This window comes from Rhodococcus sp. B7740 (genome assembly GCF_000954115.1).
Taxonomy (GTDB): domain Bacteria; phylum Actinomycetota; class Actinomycetes; order Mycobacteriales; family Mycobacteriaceae; genus Rhodococcoides.
Genome location: NZ_CP010797.1, coordinates 4,770,290 through 4,790,399, shown reverse-complemented (window position 1 = coordinate 4,790,399; position 20,110 = coordinate 4,770,290). Strand labels below are relative to the sequence as shown.

The following is a 20,110-nucleotide window of genomic DNA, read 5'->3' as shown; positions in this document are numbered from 1 at the left end:
ATTTCCGGCGAGTTACGCTTGCTCGGCCTTACCGGCCTCCACCAGATGCTCGAACGCCTTCAGGCTCGCCAACGATTCGCCGCGCGATACCCGCCACGCCCATTCCCGTTTGATGGATTCGGCGAAGCCCAGCTCGAGCAGCACGTTGAAGTCACCGTCGGCGGCCTCGAGGGTCTGGCCGAGAATGCGGTCGAGTTCGTCACCGTTGACGGCGTGCAACGACATTCGGCCGACGAGGTAGATGTCGCCGACCTTGTCGATCGTGTAGTGAACCCCGTACAGGCGACGGTTGCGTCGGAGCAGGTATTTGTAGACGCCCTCGAAGTTCTCGTCGGGTTTGCGGCAGACGAACGCCTCGATCCGCACCCCGTGATGCCCGACGGTCAGCATCGTCGTGGTCTTGAGTTTGCGTTCCCCGGGCAGTTCCACGGTGAACACCTCGCCCCGCCGGGTGTAGTCCAGCTCGCGGTCCTTCAGTGCCCGGTCGATCAGTTCGGCGGTCTCGCTCATGCAGTCACAGCTCCTGATCTGCGTAGTTTCGACAATCCTCGGACGCGTCGCGGAGAGAACTCGCTCGGTCCCTCGCCTCGGTCGAAGTGGAACTTGGCCTTGCGGTAGCTCTCGATGAGTCCGTCGGCGGTGTGCTCCCACGAGAAGTTGCGGGCGTGCTGCGGTGCCGCGGTCGCCATGTCTGCCAAGGCAACTGGATCCGCCAGCATCGACGAGAGCGCATCGGCCCAGTCCTCGGTGCGGTGGCCCTGAACCAGGCGTCCGGTCTCGCCCGATCGCACCGCCACGCCGAGTCCGCCGACGTCCGCGGCCAGGACCGGAGTGCCGCAGGCCTGGGCTTCGATCGCGACAAGGCCGAACGATTCGTTGTAGCTCGGCACGGCGACGATGTCCGCGGCGCGGTAGACCTGGGCCAGGCGCGCCGACGGTTGCGGCGGCATGAACGTCACTCGGGCAGTTATCCCCAGGTTCTCGGCCAGATCGATGAGGGCGTCCGGTCGATCCAGTCCGCTGCCGGACGGGCCGCCGACGATGAGGACGCGCAGCGGTGTCGTCGGATTGCGTTGCAGCACTTCGGCAGCCGCGGCGATCAGCACGTCGGGGGCCTTGAGCGGTTGGATGCGTCCGACGAATGCGACGATCGACTCGTCGGGATTCAATCCGAGCTCGGCGCGCGCCGCACGCTTGTCACCCGGATTGTATTGCGCCAGATCGGCTCCCGGCGCAACGACGTCGATCGAACCCTGCGACGCCCCGTAGATCTCGACGAGAGACTTCGCTTCCTCGGTGGTGTTGGCGATCAGCCGGTCCGCCTCGGCCACCACCTGCTGCTCACCGATCTGACGCGCGGCGGGTTCGGGCGAGTCGCCCTGCGCCAGAGACGCGTTCTTGACGGCGGCGAGAGTGTGCGCGGTGTGTACCAGCGGCACTCCCCAGCGATCGCGCGCGAGCCAGCCGACCTGACCCGAGAGCCAGTAGTGCGAGTGCACCAGATCGTAGTAACCGGGTTCGTGGCGAGCTTCTTCTCGCAGCACCCCGGCTGCGAATGCGCACAGCTGAGTGGGTAGATCGTGCTTGTCCAACCCCTCGAACGGACCGGCGACGATGTTGCGCACCAGCACTCCGGGAGCTGCCTCGACGACGGGCGCGTCGGTCGACGCCGTCGCACGGGTGAAGATCTCGACCTCCACGCCGCGCTTGGCCAGCTCTTTCGCGCTCTGCAGCACGTAGACGTTCATGCCGCCCGCATCGCCCGTTCCCGGCTGCGCCAGCGGGGAGGTATGCAAGGACAACACAGCGACCCTGTTCAGCTGGCGTCCAGTCACTTCTTCAGTGTGCACGCCTCCACATTACGTCTCGATAACTACCCCTTCCGACGACCGGGCAGACTCGGACCATCCACGAACTCGGTCACCTCGGTGAAGAAGCGCTGCGGATCGGCGACGAACGGCCCGTGGTCCACACCCTCCCAGTACGACGCGACCGCCGTGGGAATCAGCTCCGCAGCGTGCCGTCCGGCGGAGACGTCGACGACGGTGTCCTCGGTCCCGTGCAGCACCAACGCCGGGATGTCGAGGCTGCGCAGCAGGTCGTCGTGGCCGACCGCTCGATCGAACAGGGCTGCGCGAACCCGTGGCCTCGTGGACAGCGTCAACCCGAACAACGCCTGCGCCTCCGTGCCCTTGCCTTCTGTCGGCCCGGTCAGCGCGTGCCCGAAACTCCCGAGCGCTTTGATCGCGACGCGGGGCTCCTCGGCCATCGCACCGGGGATCGCAGCGCGCATGGCCGTTCCGACGCGGCCGCCTGCCTCTCCCCTGCCGATGCTGGTGATCGCACCGACGAGCACGATGCCCGCCACCGCGCCCGTGCCGTGTTCGGCGAGGTAGTCGCAGATCACCAGTCCGCCGTACGACCAACCCAGCAGCACCGCGTCGGATGTGATGCCCTCGGCGGCGAGTACCGCGTCGACATCGCCTGCCCATGTCCTGGGATCGTCGTAACCGGCAGGCGGGGCGTCGGAATAGCCGTGTCCGCGCAGATCGACGGCGACGACGCGGTAACGCTCCGCCAGGTCGGCCAGCAGTCCCTCGCCCCAGCAGGCCGAGCTCTGCGCCCACCCGTGCAGCAGGATCAGTGGCCGCGCCGCTGGGTCACCGCTGACGCGGTAGACGATGTTGGCTCCGTCGATGCCGGTGGCCTGGCGAATCGGTCCTGCTGCACGGGTGCTCGTATCGGGCTGGCTCATAGTGGGTCAACCTACGCGGCAGCCTTGCGCATCGAGGCGAGCGGATCGGAGTACAGGGCGCTCAGAGAGACCACGGTTGCGGCGTACTCCTGCACTTTGTCGCCGAAACCGCTCACCCGAATATCCCTGCGCTCCAACGTCGAATGCGTCGCGAAGGCCTCCCCCACGTGCGGAATTCCGGCCGGGTACGCGGTGAACGCCTGGCCTCCGAGTACCACGCGGTCCGGATTGAACATGTCGCGCAGCAGCGCCACCGTCCGCCCCAGAATCTGCGCTCGCTCGACGAGCAACTCCCGCGCGGCCTCGGAGCCTGCATGCGCCGCCTGATACACCGCGCCGATACTCGGGTGAGGCTGCGGTCCGACTATTTTGCGATCGACGGCGGCGGCGACCACGGCTCGATCGCTGACGGAGGCCTCGAGGCATCCCCGATTGCCGCAGCTGCACAGCGCCGACGATCCGGTGGGCAGGTGTGCGATGGACCCCGGGCCGCTCGTGGGGGTGTGCACGCGGCCGTCGATGGTCAGCGCCATGCCTGCGGTCTCGCGTGCGTAGAAGTACAGAGAAGTTCCGCTGTTGCTCTGCGACGCAACACTGTCCGACAGGCGCGGTGCGAGGAGCAGCTCCGAGGCCGCCATGGCCTCGACGTGCCCGGAGACCGAGATCGGCAGTCCGAGTCCACCGCCGATGATTCCGGCGACGCGGCCGTTCTCCCATCCCAGCCGCGGATGGTCGACGGTGCCGGTCGCGGTGTCGACACGTCCACCGATCGCCACCCCGACCCACAGTGGGGTGCGGCGGTGCCAGCGTCCGGCGAAGGCACCGGCACTGCGGGTGATCGACGCCAACGCTGTCTCCGAAGACCCGGCGGGCGTTGGTATCTCGATGGCACCGAGGATGCGTCCCCGCAGATCGCTCACGATGATGCCGGTGACGACGGCTCCGATGTGGATGCCGATGGTCGAGAACGGTTCGTGATTGACCTCGAAGGGCACCCGCGGACGGCCGATCGCCCCCGGTGCCGTCAGGTCTGCGCGCTCACGGAGCAGCCCGACGGTGAGCAGGGCCGACACCTGCCGATTGACGGTGGCGATGCTCGATCCGGTTGCGCGAGCGGCACGCTCGCGCGAGATGGGCCCCTCGACGCAGGCCACCCGAAGCACCGACGCGGCGGGACTGTCGGCGATCCGCAGATCCGGTGCGACGAGTTGGACGCGCGATCGAGGCCTCGGGAGAGACCGCCGAGAGGTAGGGCCGGTGTGGTGGTGCAGGGTTGATACAGACATCCGTTGTGATCCTCAGCAGTGGCAGATTTCCGTCGTGAATGGACAACGACGGAAGTGCGAAGTGATGCAGGTCAAGGAAGGGGCGCGGTGGTCGTACGGAACCACGACGCGCGAATCGACTGTCTGCAGCTCGAAACGGAGAGCTAGAGACGGATTCCTTGGCCGGGACAACACAGTTCCCGAGGAAGCGGCAAGCGAGAGCCGAGAGATGCGGTCACATAGGTGACCCGCATCGCGGTGGTCTCACTGGCGGACATGGAATCAAAATTAGCACCCTTGCGTCCGATGTCCAATCGGGCATCGGACAGCACGGGGCACGCCGGGCATAGAATTTCGCCATGACCTCGTCCGAACACATTTCCCCCGATGCCCGAATCGCCGTCGTGACCGGAGCGAGCTCCGGCATCGGCGCGGCCACCGCCCGCCAACTCGCCGCCGACGGCTTCCACGTCGTGATCGGTGCCCGCCGACTCGACCGGCTCGAGGAGTTGGCGTCGGAGATCGGTGGCACTGCCCTGGAACTCGATGTGACGGACGAGGATTCGGTCGCCGCCTTCACCGCGGTCGTTCCCCGTGTCGATGTGTTGATCAACAATGCCGGGGGCGCGAAGGGCTTGGCCCCGGTGATCGACGCCGACCTCGACGACTGGCGCTGGATGTGGGAGACCAACGTGCTCGGTACATTGCGGGTGACGAAGTCGTTGCTGCCCAAGCTGATCGACTCCGGGGACGGTCTGATCGTCACCATCACGTCCGTGGCGGCATTCGAGGCCTACGACAACGGATCGGGCTACACCTCGGCCAAACACGCTCAGGCAGTGCTGCATCGGACGTTGCGCGGCGAGTTGCTGGGCAAGCCGGTGCGGTTGACCGAGGTCGCGCCGGGCGCCGTGGAAACCGAGTTCTCGCTCGTCCGGTTCGACGGCGACGCCGCCAAGGCCGACGCGGTCTACCAGGGCATCACACCACTCGTGGCGAGCGATATCGCCGAGGTCATCGGCTTCGTCGCATCGCGCCCGTCGCACGTCAACCTGGACCAGATCATCATCAAGCCCCGGGATCAGGCCGGTCCGGGGCGCTTCTCCCGCAAGTAGCGGCTTCGCCGCAGGTGAGCGGAACTTCGTAGTGGGCTACGAAGTTCCGCTCACCTGCGCGTAGTGCTCACAGCGCCGACATCGACTCCCACGTCGGCCAGTCGATGGCCCAGTCGTACAGGTCGCCGTCTGCGGCCGAGAGGTCGATGCGCGTGCCGGTGACCTCGACGGGATCGCCGTACATCGCCGTCTGGAAGTACTGCTGAGCGTCGGCGTCGGAGAGATTGATGCATCCGTTGGTGACGTTCGAGGCCCCCTGCACTCCGGTGGTCAGCGGATTGGCGTGGATGAACTCGCCGTTGTTGGAGATGCGCACAGCCCAGCGTTCGCGGACGTTCTCGTAGAACGGCGGGTTGGACATCAGGAAGTCCTCGTGCTTCTCGGTGACGACGTGGATACCGCTGCGGGTGACGTTGCGGTCCTCGTTGCCCTCGCCGTAGCTGACCGGTATGTCCATGATCGTCGCGCCGTCGCGGACCACCTGCATGCGGTGGCTGGTGGCGTCGGCGACGACGACCTGACTGCGTCCGATGCTGAAGTTCAGGGTGACATCGTCGGCTCCGTATGCACCGTCGCCGTAGTTCACGCCGTACAGGTTGGCTACCACCGAGACGGTCGTGCCGGGAGCCCAGTAGTTGGTGGGACGCCAGTGGATGCGCGAGCCGTTGTCGTCCGGAAACCATGCCCACGCGCCGGGAGTCGGCGGGTTGGTGGTCACCGTCAACGCCTTCTCGACGGCGGCCTTGTCGGCGATCGCCGAGTCGAACTGCAGGATGATCGGGGCAGCGATGCCGACCTCCTGGCCGTCGCCGATGTTGGTGCTCACCGACGTGCGGCTGGCGGGTTCGACGGTGGTGAAGGCACCGGTGATCTCGACGGCCTTGTCGTCGCTGCCCACGGCCGAGCCGGACCACGTGTACTGCACGCCGTAGCCGAGAGGCTCGGTGATGGCGTATGAGGTCTTGTCGGGCGAGAGCGCGCCCTGGACGACCTTGCCGTCGGGGTTGGTCAACGCGACCTGGGTGAGCGTTCCGTCGGCAACGGAGACCGAGATCGGTGCGACGGGACTGACGTCGACGGCACCCGCGACCGGGTTCTCGGTCACCCGTGCGACGGGCGCTGCCTCGGTGGTCGGGGCTGCCGTGCCCGATCCGGCATCGCCCGATCCGACGGTGCAGCCTGCCACGAGTGCCACCAAGGCGACCAGCACGGCGATCAACCACACCGTGCGAGTCCGTTTTGTCTGTTCTACCTGCTCATGCACGTTATCCAACGTACCTGCGTCGGCGAACTACCCCGATTTTTGGGGGCAGTCTCACAGCTGCAGGAGTGGAGCCCGCGGAATGACTCACAGCTGCAGGAGTGGAGTTCCGCGGAACGACTCAGAGTTTGCGCGTGCGCAGTTCGTGCCCCTTGGACGTCAGACAGCGCCCGGAATCGAGGCTCCAGTCCCACCCGTGCAGATTGCAGGTGAGCTTGTTGCCCTCGACGATGCCGAACTTCGTCAGGTCCGCTTTCAGGTGCGGGCAGCGGCGTTGGATCTCGTAGCCGCCCATCGTGATCGTGGCGGTGTCGTCGTGCGCCTCGGCGAACCAGCCGTCGGCGTAGGCGATGCGCTCGTCGGTGAGGCACTTGAAGAACGTGTAGAGGAATTCGTTGTAGCCGCCGACGCGTCGGGCTCGGAAGCGGGTGGACAGGAAGATCGAGTTGACCCAGTCCGGCTCTCGGTCACGTATCGCGGTGCGCACCAGTTCCGGCGGGATGGTGAAGCTGTAGCGGAACTTCTCGTTCGAGATCGGTTCGCGCACAATCCTTTTCGGAAAGTCCAGCACGACGGTTTCGTCGCCCATGGTGATTCCGACGGGATAGCCGATGCCGTCGCAGATCAGGTCCGTCTGCGCCATGATCGGCTCGAACAGGCCCCTCATCGGGTCGAGCAGTGGCTCGCCCTCGGCCGGAGCCCACGCCGCCTTCTCCGCTGCGATGACCGATGCCTGACGCTGGGCATAGGCCTCGATGTACTCGGCCTTACCGGTGGTGAAGATGGCCTCGGCCTCGGCCGTCGGAATCGGGTGCTCGTGGGAGATCAGCTCGGAGCCGTCGAACGTGGCGGCGGTGCCCGGCATCATCAGCAGGCCCTTGTCGTGCCCGTGCAGTCGCATCTGCTCGAGAAACACCATCTGGTCCGGGAACACGTTCGCCGGGTCGCCGTAGACGTCGTTGAGCGAGCGCAGTTCGTCGTCGAGGAAACACGGCGGGCCTGCCGACGGGACGACCCAGGTGGAGCCGACCTGCTCGATGTACTGGCGCGCCCGATCCATCTGCCGTTGACGCTTCTGGATGCCGAAGTTCTTCTTCGCGCGCGAGACCATGTCGTAGACCATCGGGTACCAGATCGCGCCCGAGTACTGCAGCATGTGCACGTCCACGGGACCGAAATTCTCGGTCATCACGTCCAGGTCCACCGGCCTCGCGTCGTTCATGTTGAACGCGACGGTCTTGCCGTCCGAGACGACCAGACCCGAGTCGCCGATCGGCCCGTCGGCGGGCGCACGCAACGCGATGATCATGATGTCCAGATCGCCCTTGGGACCGGAGATCGTGTGCTTGACCGAGTCCGTCGTCTCGTAGAACTTGTGGAAGCCGAGCTTCTCCAGCTCGTGCTTGAGATCGAGCACCGGGTAGTCCGGCAGCAGGACCGTGGCGTCCTTGTTGACGTGCTCGGCCAGGTTCTTCGGGTCGAAATGGTCCTTGTGCAGGTGCGAGACGTAGAGGTAGTCGCAATCACCGAGGGCGTACCAGTCCAGACCCGAGTTGTCGGGGAACGGGAACCACGACGCGTAGAACGACGGGTTGACCCACGGGTCGCACAGGATGCTTCCGGCGTCGGTCCGAATATGGAATCCCGCATGTCCCACGCTGGTGACCTGCACTGATTTACCTCCCTGGAGCCTTCACTTGCAAAGCTTCATCGTATGCGCCGTTTCGACCGGCCCTAACCCAGTGCGCAGTTGACGAGGTCACACTCGGGCGTGAGCGTGATGCCGAACTTCTCCTGAACCCCGTCGCGGACGTGCGCGGCCAGCGCCATGATGTCCGACGCGGTCGCCCCACCCCTGTTGGTGATCGCCAGCACGTGTTTCGAGGAGAGCGCCGCGGTGCCGCGCCCGAATTCGGTGCCGTATCCGCGTGGGAAGCCCGCGTTCTGGATCAGCCAGGCGGCCGGGATCTTGGTGCCCGCGGGGTCGGGGAAGTTGGGCGCGTGTGCGGCGGCCTCGGGCACATCGGGCAGTACCGGGTTGAGGAAGAACGATCCGACGCTCCACGTGTCGTGGTCGCCGGCATCGAGCACCATGCCGCGTTCGCCGCGCAGAGCCAGCACGGCAGCGCGCACGTCCGGCACCGGTACGACGTCGCCGATCTGCACGTCGAGACGCTCCGACAACGCCGCGTAGCGCACCGGAAGCGACTCGGTCGTCTTCTTCAGTGCGAACGTCACGTCCAGAATCACGTAGCGCGAGGATCGCTTGAACACCGACGACCGATGCGTTCCGAAACCGCACTGCTCCGGCGTCCACACCGCCGTCCGATCGGTCTCGCGGTCGTAGACGGTGAGGCTGTGCAGCAGCTCCGACGTCGACGCGCCGTACGCGCCGACGTTCTGGATCGGCGTCGCGCCGGTGGTTCCGGGGATACCCGAGAGCGCTTCCATGCCCGACAGTCCCGCGTCGATCGTCGCCTGCACGACGGCATCCCACTCGACGCCCGCATCGACCGTCACCATCTCGCCGTCGATGTCCAGCCGGGACCCGGTCACCCGAACCACCCGGCCGTCGAAGCCGTCGTCGCCGACGACCAGGTTGGATCCGCCGCCGATGACCAGCACATCCGTCCCCGAGCGGTCCGCGTCACGCACCAGCGAGACCAACTCGTCGGCGTTCGTCGCGACAGTGAATTCCCGGGCCGGGCCGCCCACCCGGATGGTGGTGAGCTCCGAAATTGCAGTAGGCACGGACTCTCACGCTACCGGTCGCGCACCGGGTCTTCGGTCACCCGGTAACCTGCGGGGATGCCTCGCCCCATTGAGCACAGCTCGACTGTGCCCGCCTCCGCCGACAAGGTCCACGCCGCGCTGACGTCCGAGCAGTACTGGAAGGACCGCATCGAGCAGATCGGCGGACCGGGTGCCAGCCTGAAGAGCGTCACGGTCGGCAACGGAACCATCGACGTCGTCATGACCCAGTCAGTTCCCGAAGAGGAGCTGCCGTCCGCGGTGACCGCCTTCAAGAAGGGCGACCTCATCATCGAACGCACCGAGAGCTGGGGACCGTTCGACGGCACCCACGCCGACGGCACGTTCGGAGCGACCGTCGAAGGCGCACCGGCGCGCATCACCGGCACCACCACGCTCGACGCCGGCGGCGACACAACCACCATCGCGTTGGCAGGCACCACCGAGGTCAAGGTCCCGATCTTCGGCGGCAAGATCGAAGCGATGATCAGCGAGCAGGTGCTCTCCCTCATCGACAACGAACAGGACTTCACCGGTAACTGGATCGCCGCGAACCCGAACGGCTAACCTGGCGCACTATGGCTCGCCGAATGAACTACTCCGCCCGGTTCACCCACTCGACGCAGCAGGTCTATGCAGCGCTCTCCAGTCGCGATCACTGGGATGCGCGCATCGAGGAGATGCGTAAGTACTCGGAGAACGAGCTGAAGAGCTTCGAGGTGTCCGACGCCGGAATCGACATCGTGATGCACCACGTCATCCCGCGCACCGAACTGCCCGACATCGCGCAGACGGTGATGAAGAAGGACATGATCATCACCCGCAACGTGCACTTCGATGCCTTCGAGGAAGTCACCGCGGGCCACTACGACGCGTCGATTCCGGCCGGACCGGGCTCGCTCAAGGGCACCACCTCGCTCTTCCCCACGAACGGCGGATCGACCCTGCGCACCTCCTCCGAGGCCAAGGTCTTCCTGCCGTTCATCGGCGGCAAACTCGAGCAGCTGATGCTCGTCAACCTCATCGACCTGTGGCGCGGTGAGGGCGAAGTGACCGCCGACTGGCTCGAGAAGAACGCCTAGCCCTGAGCCCGGTCCACAGAGGTCGTTCCGCAGGCTCCATTCCCCATCTGAGTCGTTCCGCAGGCTCCACTCCTGCCCCCGAAGGTGTCATCACTCGCGGCACCACCGGCATCAATCGGTTGCGTCGTAGCGACCGGTGGCTGATGCACCACCCCGATGTTCGACGCGTTCTGCAGAGCTCGGCGAATCCCCTCGTCGTCGACCTCGGGTACGGGGCGATGCCGAACACGACGCTCGAGCTGGCCGGTCGATTGCGCACCGTCCGGCCCGACCTCCGAGTCATCGGTCTCGAGATCGACCCCGCTCGCGTCGTCCCCGGAAGTGACGGCGTGCAGTTCGCCCGCGGCGGTTTCGAGCTGGCGGGCCTGCGCCCCGACCTGGTGCGGGCGTTCAACGTACTGCGCCAGTATCCCGAGGATGCGGTACCCGCTGCCTGGCAACGCATTCTGTCGGGCCTGGCACCCGGTGGCCTGCTGATGGACGGCACCTGCGACGAGCTCGGCCGACGGTGCGCCTGGGTGTTGCTCGACGCCGAGGGCCCCCTTTCCCTGACGCTGGCATGGGATCCGTTCGACGTCGAGATGCCGTCGGACATCGCGGAGCGGCTTCCGAAGGTGTTGATACATCGCAACATCGAGGGCGAGCTGATCCACGATCTGCTTCGACGGGCCGACAGAGCGTGGTCGGTCTCGGCCCCGCTGGCCCCGTTCGGACCTCGAATTCGGTGGCGCGCAGCCATGAAAGTTCTTGTCGAACAGGGTCTTCCGATCACACTCCCGCGCCGACGGATGCGAGACAACGTACTCACGGTCCCGTGGTCGACGGTCGCACCGGCAAAGAGAATCGACTAGGTGCAGGCGGACAGTGCCAGTTCGACGCGTTCGGCCACTCGGTCGGTGCTGTTTCCGGCCTCGGAGTACAGCGCCTGCGGGTCGACGCGACCGATCGCCACGGCGTCGCACACCACCTCGTCGAGGGTGATCTGGGAGATGCCGCCTGCGGCGAGGTCGAGCACGGTCCGCACCGGGGTGGTGAGGTTGAACGTGCCTGCCGATTCGACGTCCCGGGGCTCGAGTCGTAGGCGATGAACCGCCAGTCTGGTGTCGGTCAGTCGTAGGTCGCCGAATGCGCAGACGTGGACGAATTGCGGGTGCAGGTGCCCGAATCCGTGTAGCTCCGCTGCGCTCTGGTGCGAGATCACGGCCTCGCCGCCGAACCAGGCACACCACATGGCGAACACTTCGAGTTCGCTGTGTGGCCACTGGCCGAGTCGGAACAGGTTGCGCTCGACGCGAGTCCACGTGTTGGTGGCCAGATTGACGCGCGCCATCGCAGAATCGAAGCCGAGCTCGCCGGCCTGCTCGGCCGTGAAGTAACCGTCCTGGCGAGTGGCCAGCGAGTGCAATTCGTGCACGCTCGGTCCTGTCGTACTCATGACGCAAGCCTACGTCACAATGTGTTACAGGTCACAAAGTTTCGATCGAGAACGCAGGTTCGGCGAGTTTCACAGAGCTTGCTCAGAATCATCGGGAAGACTGCCAGGAATGTCATCCACAGCCAGGCGGAGCACCGCACCGCTGATCGCAGTCTCCGTCGTCGTCGTCCTCCTCGTCGCCGCCATCGGTGGCGAGTTGTTCGTCCGTCAGCAGATCAAATCCTGCCTCGCCGGCCAGCTCGAGTCCGAGCTCGGCAGCCAGGTCGAGGTCGGTCTCGGCCTGAAGCCGGTCCTGCTGTCACTGGTGGACAAGAAGGTCTCCTCGGTCACCGTCGACAGCGACGACGCGCGCTTCGGTCCCGCCGAGGGCATGGTCGTGCACGCCGAGGCACGTGACCTGAACCTGACGCAGACCGCCGACTCCGGCGGCACCATCGGCAGCTCCAGTGCCGACATCTCGTGGTCGACCGACGGCATCACCCGCACCCTGCAGAGCCAGGGCATCGGCGCGATCGTCTCGGGCGTCACCTCGGACGCGTCGGCGGGCACCCTCGACTTCGCCGTCGGAGCACTGGCGAATCTGACCGTCAAGCCGCAGGTTGCAGACGGCAGGGTCGACTTCCAGACCGTCGACGCATCGATTCTGGGTCTCGGCATCCCGACCGATCTGGTCGACTCCGTCGTCGGTGTGCTGACCGACAGTCTGCAGGCCTACCCGCTGGACATGGCTCCGACGTCGCTGACCGTCACCGACAGCGGCATCGAGCTCGCCCTCGAAGGCGGGCAGTACACGATTCCGGTGACTCAGCAGGATCAGAATCAGCCGACACCCGAGGGTTGCTCGCTGGTCGCGTAACCCACGTGAGCGGTAATTCGTAGCAGGCTACGAATTACCGTGCACGTGCGACGCAGTCGCTCTAGCTCAGACCGTCGAGCACCGCGCGCGTTCCCGAAAGCCCCAATCGTGTTGCGCCCGCGTCGATCATGGCCAGGGCGGCCTCCGTGGTGCGGATGCCGCCACTGGCCTTGACGCCCAGTCGTCCGCCGACGGTCTCCGCCATCAAGCGCACCGCTTCGACGCTCGCGCCGCCTGCGGGGTGGAATCCGGTGGATGTCTTGACGAAGTCGGCACCGGCTTTCTCGGCGGCGCGGCACACCTCGACGATCGCGTCGTCGGACAGTGCGGCCGATTCGATGATGACCTTCAGGACCGCGGTTCCGGCGATCCCCTCGCGGACGGTGACGATGTCGGCCAGTACCGCGTTGTAGTCCCCCGCGATGGCCGCGCCGACGTCGATCACCATGTCGACCTCGTCGGCGCCTTGCTGCACCGCGAGCCTGGCCTCGGAACCCTTGATCAGCGAGTGATGCTTGCCCGACGGGAACCCGGCGACGACGGCAGTGAGCATTCCCTCGGCCTGAATCGGCAGCATCGACGGCGATACGCACACCGCGAGCACTCCGAGTTCGCGGCCTTCCTCGATGAGGGCGGCCACGTCGGCCGTCGTGGCTTCGGGCTTGAGCAGCGTGTGGTCGACCATTCCGGCGAGGGCGGAGCGGGTGAGTGTCATGCGTTCCAGCTTTTCACAGCACGCCCTTTCGTAGCCCTGTCGGTCTACGATTTTCGTTCATGACCGCAGCCTCGCTCGCCGCCACCTTCAACGCCACCAGCAGGGAGTTCGACGCGGTGACGCCACAGGTCTGGGGGCCGGCCGGGCAGTCGCTCGCCTTCGCGCTCGGGTTGGCGACCGGGGACACCGTCCTGGACGTGTGCTCCGGCACCGGGGCATCGGCGATCCCCGCGGCGGCCGCCGTCGGCCCGGACGGCCTCGTGCACGCCATCGATCTCGCCGACGACCTGCTCGAGGTCGGGCGGGTGAAAGCCACCGAACGGGCCCTGCGCAACATCGACTTCGTGCTCGCCGACGCCACCGAATGGGAGCCGCCGTCGACGGTTCCCGATGCCGGATACGACGCGTTGGCCTGTTCGTACGGCATCTTCTTTCTGCCCGATCCCGAGGGGGACTTCGCTCGTCTGGTGTCGTTGGTTCGTCCGGGCGGTCGCGTCGGGGTGACGGTGTGGCGCAAGGGTGCGTTCGAGGCGTTCGCGGGCTCGTTCTTCGAGGTGATCGGTGCGCATTCGCCGCCGAGCGAACACGACGGGCCACTCACGCAGGACGGTTACGACAAGCACCCGATCCGGCGGATGGAGACGGCGGATCTTCTGTCGGCATGGCTCGCCGCGGCCGGCACCACCGATGTCGAGGTCGTGGAGCTGTCCAATCACGTTCCCGCGACGGAGTCGTTCGTGTGGGATCTCGTGCTGGGCAGCGCCATGCGGGGAGCGCTGACACCGTTCGACGATGCGACCCGGACGCAGATCCGTGCCGAGTTCTCGGAGCTGCTCACCGAGCGCGGAATCGATTCGATCGATCTGGGGACACTGGTGGCAACCGGGGTGCGGACGCCCTGAGACAATCGGCGGTATGAGTTCTTCCGTATCCGAGGATCGCCGTTACGTTCTGTCGCTCGGTTGCCCCGACAAGACGGGCATCGTCGCCCGCATCTCGACCTTCCTCGCCGAGGTCGGTGGATGGATCGTCGAGGCCGCTTATCACGCCGATCCCGACACCGGTTGGTTCTTCACCCGGCAGGCGGTGCGCGCGTCGTCGGTGGACATGAGCATCGAGGAGCTGAGGACGCGCTTCGCGGTGGTGGCTGCCGAGCTCGGCCCGGAAACCGAATGGACACTTCACGATTCGGGTGAGCCCAAGCGCGTGGTCCTACTCGTCAGCAAGGAGGCGCACTGCTTGCACGACCTCCTCGGGCGCGCTGCGGGCGGCGAACTGCCCGCTCAGATCTCCGCGGTGATCGGCAACCACAAGTCGCTCGAGCCGATCGCCGCGGCGCACGGCACCCCGTTCCATCACGTCGAGTTCGCCAAGGATCCGGCCGAGCGCGGGCCCGCCTTCGAGGAGGTGCGGTCGCTGGTCGATTCCTACGATCCGCACGCGGTTGTGCTGGCACGCTTCATGCAGGTTCTGCCCGAGTCGCTGTGCGCACACTGGGCGGGCCGGGCCATCAACATCCACCACAGCTTCCTGCCGTCGTTCGTCGGCGCGCGTCCGTACCACCAGGCGTTCGCGCGGGGCGTGAAGCTGATCGGCGCGACGTGCCACTACGTGACGGCCGAGCTCGACGCGGGTCCGATCATCGAGCAGGACGTCATCCGCGTCGACCATTCCGACGAGGTGGCCGACATGGTGCGTCAGGGCCGCGACATCGAGAAGCTGGTGCTCTCCCGTGGCCTGCGGTGGCACCTGGAGGATCGCGTCCTGGTGCACGGCCGCAAGACCGTGGTGTTCAGCTAGATCACAAGTTCCGGAGCCGAACCACTTCGGTGTTGAATTCGTCGATTGCCTCGACGGAGCTCATGTGTCCGATGCCGGGGATCACGATCAGTCTGCTCAGGTGGTCGTGATCGTCGAGGGCGCGGGCGAGTTTGCGGGCGTGCACGGGTGGGGTCAGTCGGTCGGCCGATCCGACGAGCACGCTGGTGGGAACGGACATGTTCTCGAGCGCTTCGTGGATGTCGAGGTCGCTGAGCGCGGCACCCCAGATGCCGCGGGTGCGCGGGGCGCATTCGAGCACGATCTTCTCGCAGAACGCCACCTCGGCCGGTGTCGCTCCTGGTGCCATGGAGATGTACTTGATGGCCTGGCGGGTCACCGGCGACGGCCGCAGCGGAAGCGCCGAGCTGAGCACGGCTTTGCCCACGGGGGTCGGGAGGCGCGGGAAGCGCTGCGGCAGTGGGATGACGGTGGTTTCGCGGACGAGTGAGTCGGTCGCGGTGCTGGCGAGCAGGACGGCACTGACCAGGCGATCGACCTGTTCGGGATAGTTTCCGGCCCAGGCCATGATCGACATGCCGCCCATGCTGTGACCCACCAGCACAGCTTTGTTGTCCTCGTCGACGGTGGCGGTGAGGACCGCAGCGAGGTCGTCGGCCAGCACGTCGGGGCTCAGTGGTCGCGTTCCCACGTCGCTGCGGCCGTGGCCGCGCTGGTCGTACGCGATGACGCGGTAGCGGCCGGCGAGGGCGTTGATCTGCGGGTACCAGTAGTCCGCCGAGCAGGTCCAGCCGTGGCTGAAGACGATCGGCGCGGCATCGGAGTCACCGTAGCTACGGACGTGCAGGTGGGCACCGTCGTCGGTGACCACCTCGGTGATGTGCGGCTCGAAGGTGGGGTACTGCAGCAGCTCGTCGGGCTGGACGTCGGTCGTCTTGGTGAACGAGTGCAGGCGACGCCGCCGAACGACGAACGTACCGATGCCTGCCGCGACGGCCGCACTGCCGACTCCGAACAGCGCGCGTTCGATTACCTTGCGTGAAACCACTGATTCCCCTCCACCTGTATCCCCCGAGCGGGTGCGGTAGAGGCTACGCCCAGAACCGAACGGGCGTCGACGCGGCTGGTTACCAGCGAGGTCCGCGCTGGATGCTGTCGATCTTGGGCCGTACGTCGACGAGGTACACGCACACGGCGACGACGCCGATGATGCCCAGGAATCCGATCACTCCGGAGACGAGGATGAGGAGCAGGCCGACGAACAGGATGGCCAGCCACGCGTTCTTGGTGAGCTTGTCCACGGCAGGAAAGGCGTCGGCGCGCTGACGCAATGCGTGGAAGATCGCGAATCCTGCACCTACCACTCCGAGGATCTGCAGAAAGGTCAGGATGTAGTAGCTGAAGCTGCCGGCGATGCTCACGCGGTCAGTGTACGAGAAACGACCCCCGCGCCGCTCGGCGCAGGGGTCGTTTTCTTTACGAGTGCTTTAGCGAGTGGTCTTCTTCGCCGGAGCCTTCTTGGCCGGAGCCGGGGTGGACTTCTTGGCTGCCGGTGCCGGTGCGGTCTTCTTGGCCGGTGCCGGGGTCTTCTTGATCGGCGAGTTGGCGTTGCTGCGGGTCTTGGCCTCGACCGTGCCCGCCGCGCCGCTCACCTTGTCGGACGCCTTGATGGCCTTGTCCTTGGCCTCGTCGCCTGCTTCGTCGATGTTCTCGGCGAGCTCGTCGGCGGCGTCGGAGATCTCCTCGGCACCCTCGCGGACCTTGTCCGATGCGAGACCGGCCAGTGCAGCGGCACGCTCACCCACTGCGCGGGTCTGCGAGGCGACGGTTCCGAGGGCCTGCTCGGTGAGGTCGACGACGTCGTTTGCAGCGGCGTTGGCGCGTTCGAGGCGTTCTTCGACGGCGGGCGTGCGGCGGATGCGCTCGACGGTCTCTTCGCCGCGCTCGGCGAGCGAGGTGTAGAGGTCGGATGCCACCTTCAGGTATGCCTCGGCAACCTTGCGCAGCTCTTCGGGGGTGAAGCGCTCGCGCAGCTCGGCGATCTCGTCGGGGAGCTCTGCGGGCAGGTTCGCCAGCCGCTCGCGCAGGCTCTCGACGCCCTCGGTGACGTCTTCGGAGATGTCGGCGATGCGGGCGTTGACCTCGCTGGTGCGGCTCTCGGCGCGCGAGCGCACCTGAGCGACGACGTCGGCCACGGCCTGGACGACGGCGTCGCCTGCACCGACGGCTGCGAAGATCGGGGTCTTGACGTTCTCGAAGTTCTTGGAATCAGACATCGGGTGTCTCCTGTTCGTCGGGTTCGGGCTCCTGCGTCGACTCGTTCTCACGACAGAACGAGTCGTAGATCTCGATCAGCACTTGCTTCTGCCGTTCGGTGATGTGCTCATCGCCGAGCAGAGCTTCGCGCACCGGACCGTGGGGACGCGCTTCCAAGATCCCGGCCCGGACGTACAGCACCTCGGAGGAGACGCGCAGACCCTTGGCTATCTGCGCTAGCACTTCTGCGGACGGGTTGCGCAGTCCGCGTTCGATCTGGCTCAGGTAGGGGTTGCTCACTCCGGCCCGGCTGGCGAGTTGCCGCATGGATACCTGCGCGGCTTCTCGTTGGGACCGGATGTAGCTGCCGATGTCCTGGGCCGCAGTGGTGACCACTGCAGCGACCAGATCCCCCGCCTCGGCGACGACCTGCGTCGCCTCGGTCGCTTTGGCGACCAGATCCCCCTCGTTCTCGGCCATATCGGCCTCCTGTTTCGGTGTCCTACTGGACGGTACCGAAGGGTGCTAACTATTGCAAGCACTCTGCTAGCACTAGTGCCCGAAGATCAGATCCGAGATCGTGTAGATGGCGAGACCGGCGATGGAACCGACGACGGTTCCGTTGATGCGAATGAATTGCAGATCGCGTCCGACCTGCAGTTCGATCTTCTTGCTCGCCTCCTCGGCATCCCACCGCGCGACGGTGTCCCCGATGATCGTGGTGATCTCGTCCGCGTAGTTCGCGGCGATGTAACTCGCCCCACCGAGGAGCCAGCCGTCGACCTTGCCGCGCAATTCCTCGTCGTCGCGCAAGCGCACCCCGAGGTTGGCGGTGTTCTCCTTGATCTTGGTGCGCAGCGTGCTCGTCGGATCGTCCACCGACTCGGTGATCAGCCGCTTGGCCACCTTCCACGTCGCCGCGGCGAGGCCGGTGATCTCCTCGCGCCCCATGATCTGCGCCTTGAGCTTCTCGGCCTTCTCGATGGTGACCGGGTCGTGCTGCAGGTCGTTGGCGTAATCGACGAGGAACTTGTTGGCGGCCAGGCGTACGTCGTGTTCGGGGTTGGAGCGAATCTTCCAGGTGAACTCGACGAGCTCCTTGTAGACCTTCTCGCCCAACAGGGTGTCGACGAACTTCGGCGACCAGTTCGGGGAGTCCCGCGCGACGACGCGATCGATCATCTCCTGGCTGCCGAGCGCCCACTGGTGAGCGCGCTCGGCGAGCATGTCGATCAACGGCAGCTGGCGATTCTCGCGGAGCAGTTCGTCGAGAATCCGGCCGATCGGCGGTCCCCACTGCGGGTCGGCGAGTCGACGCACGATGGTGCTGTCGATGACGGCGGTGATGTCCTCGTCGTTGAGGACGTCGACAACGCCGTGCAACACGGTCGCCGCCTCGGCCGCGACCCGTTCGGCGTTGTCCGGCTGAGCGAGCCAGGTCCCCAACCGCAGGGGAACCTGCGCGGACGCGACCTTCTCCGACACGACCTCGGGGGCGAGGAAGTTGCTGCCGACGAACGAACTCAGGCTCGCACCCAGCTGGTCCTTCTTCTTCTTGATCAAGGCCGTGTGCGGAATCGGGATGCCGAGCGGGTGCTTGAACAGGGCCGTCACCGCGAACCAGTCCGCGAGTGCGCCCACCATTCCCGCTTCCGATGCCGCGCGCACGTAGCCCACCCAGGCACCTGCACCCGTCGACTCCTGCCAGCGGCAGAAGATGTAGACGATCGATGCGAAGACGAGAAAGCCCGTCGCGACCGTCTTCATCTTGCGGAGGTCGCGGCGTTTGGTGTCGTCGTCGAAGTTCATCAGCTGCACAACCGACATTGTGCCCAGAAATACCTCGGACCAACCGGACGCACCCTGCGACGGTGTCCGAGCAGGCGCATAGGGTGGTGGTCGTGGCAAGAAATACGACGGAGGCAAAGCTGGACGAGTCCGAGCCGAGCGAGGACAAGCCCAAGGCCGAGAAGCCGGACGGCCGCAAACGTCGGTGGCGTGAGCACAAGATCGCGCGACGCGAGGAGTTGGTCGACGGCACGCTGGCTGCGATCCGGTTGCGGGGCCGCGAGATCGGAATGGACGAGATCGCGTCGGAGATCGGTATCTCCAAGACGGTGCTCTACCGCTACTTCACCGACAAGAACGACCTGACGAGCGCGACCATGTCGCGGTACGTCGAGACGACCCTGGCACCTCGCATCTACGCGGCCATCTCGCACGAGCTCGACGAGTACGAACTCACCCGCGTCGTCGTGACCGCCTATGTCGAGACGGTGGCCACCGATCCCGAGGTGTACCTGTACGTCATGGCGAACAACGCCGGCAACAATCGCGACGTCGTCGCCGAGTCCGAGCGCATGATCGCCGAGTTGCTTTCCACCGTGTTGGGTGAGCGCCTACGGCAACGCGAGATGGACTCGGGCGGTTCGGTTCCGTGGGCCTTCGCGATCGTCGGCGCGGTTCAGTTGGCCACGCACTGGTGGATCTCCAACAAGTCCATGTCCGCGGACGATCTGATCGACTATCTCTGCATGATGATGTGGGGCGGCATCCACGGAGTCGCCATGGCCGACGGCTCCCCCGCGAAGTTCAAGTCGCAGCCGCACCCTCTCGTCGTCGAACCAGGCACGCCCTAGCGCTCGTCGTACCCGTCGTCGTCGAGCGGGACCTCGGCTCGTTGATCCAGCACGTCCCGGACGTCGGCCTCGACGGGCAGATCACTCGTACTCGGCTCGCCGGACTCGTCGACGATCGGCAGACTCTGCTCGACCCGATCCTCGGTGGGCGTTTCGATGGGTGATTCGCTCATGTCTCCATTCGTACCATCACTCGTCAGT

General features: G+C 66.0%; 23 protein-coding genes. 8 read left to right on the top strand and 15 right to left on the bottom strand.

What is annotated here, in order from left to right; translation table 11 throughout:
- Window positions 1–12: 12 nt before the first annotated feature.
- The 4 genes from NY08_RS22405 to NY08_RS22390 are packed head-to-tail and all read right to left on the bottom strand — an operon-like array spanning window position 13 to window position 4,041.
- Window positions 13–510 (bottom strand): YbjN domain-containing protein, encoded by a 498-nt coding sequence (locus NY08_RS22405; protein ID WP_045198879.1) that lies wholly within the window; start codon window positions 508–510, stop codon window positions 13–15.
- Window positions 507–1,835, bottom strand: coding sequence for a D-inositol-3-phosphate glycosyltransferase (gene mshA / locus NY08_RS22400; RefSeq protein WP_032393860.1), 1,329 nt, complete (start codon window positions 1,833–1,835; stop codon window positions 507–509). The genes NY08_RS22405 and mshA overlap by 4 nt, the downstream gene beginning before the upstream one ends.
- A 38-nt stretch (window positions 1,836–1,873) precedes the next feature.
- Complete coding sequence (locus tag NY08_RS22395; RefSeq protein WP_045198878.1) at window positions 1,874–2,755, bottom strand: alpha/beta fold hydrolase; 882 nt, start codon at window positions 2,753–2,755, stop codon at window positions 1,874–1,876.
- Between the two features lie 11 nt (window positions 2,756–2,766).
- On the bottom strand, window positions 2,767–4,041 hold the full coding sequence (locus NY08_RS22390) for an ROK family protein (RefSeq protein WP_200893145.1): 1,275 nt from the start codon (window positions 4,039–4,041) through the stop codon (window positions 2,767–2,769).
- 338 nt (window positions 4,042–4,379) lie between these two features.
- On the opposite strand from NY08_RS22390, the gene NY08_RS22385 reads away from it, so the two are divergent.
- Window positions 4,380–5,135 (top strand): SDR family NAD(P)-dependent oxidoreductase, encoded by a 756-nt coding sequence (locus tag NY08_RS22385; RefSeq protein WP_032393858.1) that lies wholly within the window; start codon window positions 4,380–4,382, stop codon window positions 5,133–5,135.
- A gap of 67 nt (window positions 5,136–5,202) precedes the next feature.
- On the opposite strand, the gene NY08_RS22380 is transcribed toward NY08_RS22385, so the two are convergent.
- The 3 genes from NY08_RS22380 to NY08_RS22370 form a co-directional block, all read right to left on the bottom strand.
- Entirely contained in the window at window positions 5,203–6,399 is a 1,197-nt protein-coding gene (locus tag NY08_RS22380) for a L,D-transpeptidase (RefSeq protein WP_045198874.1), read from the bottom strand.
- 118 nt (window positions 6,400–6,517) lie between these two features.
- The gene (locus NY08_RS22375) at window positions 6,518–8,068 is read right to left on the bottom strand and encodes an MBL fold metallo-hydrolase (RefSeq protein WP_045198872.1); all 1,551 of its coding nucleotides are present in this window, start codon (window positions 8,066–8,068) and stop codon (window positions 6,518–6,520) included.
- 62 nt (window positions 8,069–8,130) lie between these two features.
- Complete coding sequence (locus NY08_RS22370; RefSeq protein WP_045198870.1) at window positions 8,131–9,147, bottom strand: UDP-N-acetylmuramate dehydrogenase; 1,017 nt, start codon at window positions 9,145–9,147, stop codon at window positions 8,131–8,133.
- Between the two features lie 57 nt (window positions 9,148–9,204).
- Here NY08_RS22370 and NY08_RS22365 point away from each other — a divergent pair, with 57 nt between their 5' ends.
- The 3 genes from NY08_RS22365 (at window position 9,205) to NY08_RS22355 (ending at window position 11,080) form a co-directional block, all read left to right on the top strand.
- The gene (locus NY08_RS22365; protein ID WP_032393854.1) at window positions 9,205–9,714 is read left to right on the top strand and encodes a DUF2505 domain-containing protein; all 510 of its coding nucleotides are present in this window, start codon (window positions 9,205–9,207) and stop codon (window positions 9,712–9,714) included.
- Window positions 9,715–9,725: 11 nt separating this feature from the next.
- A complete protein-coding gene (locus tag NY08_RS22360; protein ID WP_032393853.1) occupies window positions 9,726–10,229 on the top strand; it encodes a DUF2505 domain-containing protein in 504 nt (167 codons plus the stop codon).
- A 143-nt stretch (window positions 10,230–10,372) separates the two neighbouring features.
- The gene (locus NY08_RS22355) at window positions 10,373–11,080 is read left to right on the top strand and encodes a class I SAM-dependent methyltransferase (RefSeq protein WP_045198868.1); all 708 of its coding nucleotides are present in this window, start codon (window positions 10,373–10,375) and stop codon (window positions 11,078–11,080) included.
- Here the strand turns inward: NY08_RS22355 and NY08_RS22350 are convergent.
- Window positions 11,077–11,664, bottom strand: a complete 588-nt coding sequence (locus NY08_RS22350) for a type IV toxin-antitoxin system AbiEi family antitoxin domain-containing protein (protein ID WP_032393851.1) — start codon at window positions 11,662–11,664, stop codon at window positions 11,077–11,079. The two genes, NY08_RS22355 and NY08_RS22350, sit on opposite strands and share 4 nt — an antisense overlap.
- Before the next feature lie 109 nt (window positions 11,665–11,773).
- On the opposite strand from NY08_RS22350, the gene NY08_RS22345 reads away from it, so the two are divergent.
- Window positions 11,774–12,520 carry an LmeA family phospholipid-binding protein gene (locus tag NY08_RS22345; RefSeq protein WP_045198866.1) on the top strand — a complete coding sequence of 249 codons (747 nt, stop codon included), beginning with the start codon at window positions 11,774–11,776 and terminating at the stop codon, window positions 12,518–12,520.
- A gap of 61 nt (window positions 12,521–12,581) precedes the next feature.
- On the opposite strand, the gene deoC is transcribed toward NY08_RS22345, so the two are convergent.
- The gene (gene deoC / locus NY08_RS22340; protein ID WP_045198864.1) at window positions 12,582–13,235 is read right to left on the bottom strand and encodes a deoxyribose-phosphate aldolase; all 654 of its coding nucleotides are present in this window, start codon (window positions 13,233–13,235) and stop codon (window positions 12,582–12,584) included.
- 59 nt (window positions 13,236–13,294) lie between these two features.
- Between deoC and NY08_RS22335 the strand changes: the two genes are divergently transcribed.
- Window positions 13,295–14,137 (top strand): class I SAM-dependent methyltransferase, encoded by an 843-nt coding sequence (locus NY08_RS22335; protein WP_045198862.1) that lies wholly within the window; start codon window positions 13,295–13,297, stop codon window positions 14,135–14,137.
- Window positions 14,138–14,150: 13 nt separating this feature from the next.
- Complete coding sequence (purU, locus tag NY08_RS22330; protein WP_032393848.1) at window positions 14,151–15,035, top strand: formyltetrahydrofolate deformylase; 885 nt, start codon at window positions 14,151–14,153, stop codon at window positions 15,033–15,035.
- 1 nt (window position 15,036) lies between these two features.
- Here purU and NY08_RS22325 read toward each other — a convergent pair whose 3' ends face one another.
- The 5 genes from NY08_RS22325 to NY08_RS22305 form a co-directional block, all read right to left on the bottom strand.
- The gene (locus NY08_RS22325; RefSeq protein WP_032393847.1) at window positions 15,037–16,062 is read right to left on the bottom strand and encodes an alpha/beta fold hydrolase; all 1,026 of its coding nucleotides are present in this window, start codon (window positions 16,060–16,062) and stop codon (window positions 15,037–15,039) included.
- A gap of 79 nt (window positions 16,063–16,141) precedes the next feature.
- Complete coding sequence (locus NY08_RS22320) at window positions 16,142–16,429, bottom strand: DUF2516 family protein (RefSeq protein WP_371828356.1); 288 nt, start codon at window positions 16,427–16,429, stop codon at window positions 16,142–16,144.
- Between the two features lie 72 nt (window positions 16,430–16,501).
- Window positions 16,502–17,290 (bottom strand): heparin-binding hemagglutinin, encoded by a 789-nt coding sequence (locus tag NY08_RS22315; protein WP_045198860.1) that lies wholly within the window; start codon window positions 17,288–17,290, stop codon window positions 16,502–16,504.
- The gene (locus tag NY08_RS22310) at window positions 17,283–17,750 is read right to left on the bottom strand and encodes a helix-turn-helix domain-containing protein (protein WP_045198858.1); all 468 of its coding nucleotides are present in this window, start codon (window positions 17,748–17,750) and stop codon (window positions 17,283–17,285) included. The genes NY08_RS22315 and NY08_RS22310 overlap by 8 nt, the downstream gene beginning before the upstream one ends.
- Before the next feature lie 72 nt (window positions 17,751–17,822).
- Complete coding sequence (locus NY08_RS22305) at window positions 17,823–19,097, bottom strand: DUF445 domain-containing protein (protein WP_032393845.1); 1,275 nt, start codon at window positions 19,095–19,097, stop codon at window positions 17,823–17,825.
- A 74-nt stretch (window positions 19,098–19,171) separates the two neighbouring features.
- Between NY08_RS22305 and NY08_RS22300 the strand changes: the two genes are divergently transcribed.
- Window positions 19,172–19,909: a TetR/AcrR family transcriptional regulator gene (locus tag NY08_RS22300; RefSeq protein ID WP_045200971.1), complete on the top strand. Its 738-nt coding sequence runs from the start codon at window positions 19,172–19,174 to the stop codon at window positions 19,907–19,909.
- Here the strand turns inward: NY08_RS22300 and NY08_RS26150 are convergent.
- Window positions 19,906–20,082: a hypothetical protein gene (locus NY08_RS26150; RefSeq protein ID WP_155290782.1), complete on the bottom strand. Its 177-nt coding sequence runs from the start codon at window positions 20,080–20,082 to the stop codon at window positions 19,906–19,908. The two genes, NY08_RS22300 and NY08_RS26150, sit on opposite strands and share 4 nt — an antisense overlap.
- Window positions 20,083–20,110: the final 28 nt, after the last annotated feature.